This window comes from Tissierellales bacterium, assembly GCA_035301805.1.
Lineage (GTDB): Bacteria > Bacillota > Clostridia > Tissierellales > DATGTQ01 > DATGTQ01.
In genome coordinates this window covers 1-3,237 of the sequence record DATGTQ010000063.1, presented here as the reverse complement: position 1 = coordinate 3,237, position 3,237 = coordinate 1, and the positions used below count along the sequence as shown (strand labels likewise).

General features: G+C 33.5%; 4 protein-coding genes. All 4 read right to left on the bottom strand.

Annotation, left to right across the window (positions count from 1 at the left end; all coding sequences use genetic code 11):
* On the bottom strand, window positions 1-931 hold a 931-nt coding region (locus tag VK071_02670), incomplete at its 3' end, for a molybdopterin cofactor-binding domain-containing protein (protein ID HLR34214.1).
* Between the two features lies 1 nt (window position 932).
* On the bottom strand, window positions 933-2,198 hold the full coding sequence (locus VK071_02665) for a molybdopterin cofactor-binding domain-containing protein (GenBank protein HLR34213.1): 1,266 nt from the start codon (window positions 2,196-2,198) through the stop codon (window positions 933-935).
* Window positions 2,188-2,670: a (2Fe-2S)-binding protein gene (locus VK071_02660; protein HLR34212.1), complete on the bottom strand. Its 483-nt coding sequence runs from the start codon at window positions 2,668-2,670 to the stop codon at window positions 2,188-2,190. The genes VK071_02665 and VK071_02660 overlap by 11 nt, the downstream gene beginning before the upstream one ends.
* Window positions 2,667-3,237 (bottom strand): FAD binding domain-containing protein (locus VK071_02655; GenBank protein HLR34211.1); only part of this gene is annotated, 571 nt, incomplete at its 5' end. The genes VK071_02655 and VK071_02660, both read right to left, overlap by 4 nt.

The window sequence follows — 3,237 nt, the reverse complement described above, 5'->3', positions numbered from 1 at the left end:
CCTTTACTCTAACACCTGTAGCATTATATATAGCATTTAAAATAGCAGGAGCTACTGGTATAGTAGTAGGCTCTCCAATTCCTTTAGCACCATAGGGTGCAGTGTTTTCTGGATCCTCTATTATTATTGTATCAATATCTACCATATCCATGGCAGTAGGAATTAAATATTTAGAAAATTTATTGTTCTTTATTCTTCCATTTTCTAAACCCATATCCTCCATTAATCCATAACCTAACCCCATAGAAAAACCACCTTCTATTTGGCCTTCCACTAAAGTCGGATTAATACTTCTTCCTGTATCTTGAGCAAAAGCTCCATCTATTACTTCAACTTTTCCTGTTAAAATGTCAACTTCTACTTCTACTGCACAAGCGTTAAAGGTATAGGGCCAATAAGGTGCACCTTGTCCAGTTACTGGATCCATCATTGTAGTCTGTGCCGTGAAAACACCTTCTCCTATTAATGGATCTTCTTCATAATAATCGTACAAATCCTTGAAGGATATTCTTTTTTCTGGAAACATACTAAGTATTACTTCTCCTTTCTCCAAATTAAGACCTGCTGTTGAATTTAACTCTAATGCTTCTTTCCCTGCTTCAAATAGTTTTTCTTTCAAATCTTCACAAGCTAACTTAATTGCATTTCCAGTATTGTAGGTTTGTCTACTAGCAGCTGCTGTTCCTGAGTCAGGAATAATACTTGTATCTTCGTTTATAAAGGATATATCTTCTAAAGCTATATTTAAAGTCTCTGCACCTATTTGAGACATAATAGTCTTAGCCCCTTGACCTACTTCTGTTGCTCCAACATATATACCGATTTTACCCTTTTCTAATAATTTCACTCTGGCTTTGGATACATCGGGAAATCCATTTCCATAACCAGTTCCATAAAAAGATACTCCTATGCCTACACCTCTCTTCTTCATATTACTCTCTCCTTTGCCATTTATCAAGAAAACTAAAATTCTTAACCGTACTATGTATACATTTATCTAAAGGAACACTTTCCAAAAGAATTTGCCCTGTTCCCGTCATAGAACCCTTAGTAAATATATTCTTCATTCTGATTTCTACTGGATTCAACCCTAATTTTTCCGCTAAAATATCCACCTGTTGTTCATGAGCAACAGGTACTTGTGTAGCTCCGAAGCCTCTCATAGCCCCAGTAAAATTGTTGTTAGTATATACAGCATAACTATCTACTTTAATATTAGGTACAATATAAGGACCTGTAGCATGAACGCCAGATTTTCTCAATACATTCATGGCCCAAGATGCATAAGCCCCTGTGTCGCCAATAATTTCAGCTTCCATTGCTTGTAAATATCCATCTTTGTCTGCACCAGTTTTATACTTCATAATTAATGGATGTCTTTTAGAATGGGCTATAAAAGACTCTTCTCTTTCGTATACAACTTTTATAGGTTTCTTCAATGTATAGGTAGCTAAAGCTAAATGGATTTGCATAGTCATATCTTCTCTGCCACCAAAAGCTCCTCCTATATTAGTATTTATTATTCTTATTTGTTCCTCTGGTAGTTTTAATGTATTGGCTATTTCTTCTCTATCATAATGAGGATATTGAGTTGCAGTCATAATAGAAATTTTACCATCTTCACCAATAAAGCCAACCCCTGCCTCTGGTTGCAAAAATGCATGATCTACCATAGATGTTTTATAAGTGTTTTCTACTATTATAAAAGAATTTTCAAAGCCTTTTTCTATATCTCCTTTTCTAAGTTTATAGTGATATACAATATTCGAATCTTCATGGACTAATGGTGCATCTTCTTTCATTGCTTCTATAGGATCAAATACTCCCTCTATTTCCTCATATTCAATCTCTATCTTTTTTAATCCTTCTAAACAAGCTTTTTCAGTTTCACCTACAACAAAGGCAATTGGGTCTCCTATATATCTTACTTTTTCTTTACAGAATACTTCCTGATCCTTTAAAACTACTCCATGGTTATTATTAGGCAAATCCTTACTAGTAAATACTTTAAGAACTCCGTCAACCTTTTCAGCTTCTTTAATATTTACTTTTATATATGCATGGGATTTTTCCGATCTTAGGGTTTTCCCATAGGCCATATTGTCTATATATATATCCTCAGGATATATTGCTTTACCCATTACTTTACTTAAGGCATCTACCCTAATTTTTCTTTTTCCTACAATATCAAGCGTCATCTCTACCCTCCTCCATATAATTAATAGCCAATTCTGCAGCATCAACTATTTTATTATAGCCTGTACACCTGCAAAGGTTTCCAGAAATCCCCTCCCTTATTTCATCTCTAGATGGATGAGGGTTTTTATCCAGTAAACTTTTCACGGACAAAATCATTCCAGGAGTACAGTATCCACATTGAACAGCACCTACTTCTATGAAAGCTTCTTGTATAGGGTGGAGATTATCTTCAGTACCTAAGCCTTCAATAGTTAAAATTTCACTATCATCAGCTTGAAAAGCCATAACCATACAAGAGTTTACAGTCTCTCCATCCATAATAACTGTACAAGCTCCACATTCTCCTTCTCCACAACCTTCTTTAACTCCAGTTAATTTTAATTCTTCCCTTAGAAGGTCTAATAATCTTAATTCCTCTTTAATATCTAAGTTATATTCTTTGCCATTTATCTTAAGGTTTATGTTTATCATAATACCACCTCATCAAAATAGTTTAAAGCATCCTGTAAAACTTTAAAATAAGGACCCTTTACTGCTTCAGATTTATAAGGTAATGAAGATCTCCCTTTTAATCTTTTATGCATTTCCTCTTGAAGTACTAAAACAGAGTCTTCTACTTTAACTTCATTTATTTTCTTCCCAATTATATATTCTTCTACAGCCATTTCTTTTATAGGGTATTTCCCTAAAGCTCCACTAGCTATTCTTATATCTGTAATAGTTTCCTTATCACCTAAAGATAGAAAAATACTAATACTTAATCTAGATATTGCTAAGGCCTTTCTAAGACCTAGTTTTTCAAAAGTTAATACTTCATTGCCCTCAGGCCTTTTAAATCTTATACTCGTTAATAATTCATTATCTTTAATTTTTTCCTTAGTCCAGTTTTTAAAATAATCTTCTAATTTTAATTTTCTGCTACCTTTTTTATTACTTAAGGTAATAACACTATTAAGGGCTATTAAAGGTGGAATAGAATCGGCAGCAGCAGAAGCATTTATAATATTTCCTCCAATAGTACCTTTATTTCTTATTTGA

Excerpts from the sequence above, each read along its gene's own strand:
- VK071_02665 (HLR34213.1), bottom strand. The coding sequence starts at position 2,198 with ATGACGCTTGATATTGTAGGAAAAAGAAAAATTAGGGTAGATGCCTTA.
- VK071_02660 (HLR34212.1), bottom strand. The coding sequence starts at position 2,670 with ATGATAAACATAAACCTTAAGATAAATGGCAAAGAATATAACTTAGAT.